The sequence below is a fragment of the Frankia torreyi genome, assembly GCF_000948395.1.
Lineage (GTDB): Bacteria > Actinomycetota > Actinomycetes > Frankiales > Frankiaceae > Frankia > Frankia torreyi.
This window is the reverse complement of sequence record NZ_JYFN01000151.1, coordinates 1-1,056: the sequence shown is the minus strand read 5'-3', so window position 1 is coordinate 1,056 and position 1,056 is coordinate 1. Positions and strand designations below refer to the sequence as shown.

At 76.1% G+C, this 1,056-nt stretch carries 1 protein-coding gene; it reads right to left on the bottom strand.

Annotation, left to right across the window (positions count from 1 at the left end; genetic code table 11):
• Positions 1-1,056 (bottom strand): polyketide synthase dehydratase domain-containing protein (locus FF36_RS31275; RefSeq protein WP_044888819.1); only part of this gene is annotated, 1,056 nt, incomplete at both ends.

Sequence of the window (1,056 nt, the reverse complement as noted above, 5' to 3'; positions counted from 1 at the left end):
GGGCGCCGGTGGGGTCGGTGGCGTGCAGGGAGATCTCGTCGCTGCCGTGGACGGCGAGGTGGACGCGCAGGCTGGTCGCGCCGGTGGCGTGCAGGCGCACGCCGTTCCACGCGTACGGCAGCCGGCTGTGGCCCGCCGGGGTGTCCGGCAGCCGGTGCAGCGCGGCGGCGTGGAAGGCGGCGTCGAGTAGCGCGGGATGTACCCCGAAGGCGGCGTGGCCGTTCTGATCGGCCTGCGGGTCCGGCAGGGTGATCTCGGCGTAGAGGTCGTCGCCGGCGCGCCAGGCGGCGCGCAGCCCCTGGAAGGCGGGCCCGTAGGCGAGCCCGGACGCGGCCAGCCCGGCGTAGCCGTCGGTCAGGTCGACCGCGTCCGCCTCGGCCGGCGGCCATTCGTCCGCCGACGCGGCCTCCTGCAACGTCACATCCCGGTCGGCCGGGACCGGTGACTGGTCGCCGGAGACGAGCGTGCCGCTGGCGTGTCGGGTCCAGTCGCCGTCGTCGGCAGTGCCTCCGTTCGGATCGGCCTGCGGCCGGGAGTGGATGGTGACGGGCCGGCGGCCGGTGTCGTCGGGGGCGGCGACGGTCACCTGGATGGCGACGGCGCCCCGGTCGGGAAGGACGAGCGGCGCCTCGACGACGAGCTCGTCCAGCAGATCTGCGCCGAGGCCGTCGCCGGCGTGCAGGGCCAGCTCGACGAAGGCGGTGCCGGGCACGACGACGCTGCCCTGCACGAGGTGGTCGGTGAGCCACGGCTGGGTCGCCGCCGCAAGCCGTCCCGTGAGCACGACGGCGTCCTCGGTGGCGAGCCGCACGATGGCGCCGAGCAGCGGATGCCCGGCCGAACGCAGGCCGGCCCCGGAGAGGTCGCCGGGGGCGTCGGGCGCGTCTTCCAGCCAGTAGCGCTGGTGCTGGAACGGGTAGGTGGGGAGGACCGCGGCGAGGTGGGCCGGGTCGCTGGTGGCGGTGCTGACGCCGTCGCCGGTGCTGACGTTGCTGGTGGCGGGGCTTGCGGTGGTGGGGGGTGCGGCGGCGGGGCTTGTGGCGATGGGGCTTGTGG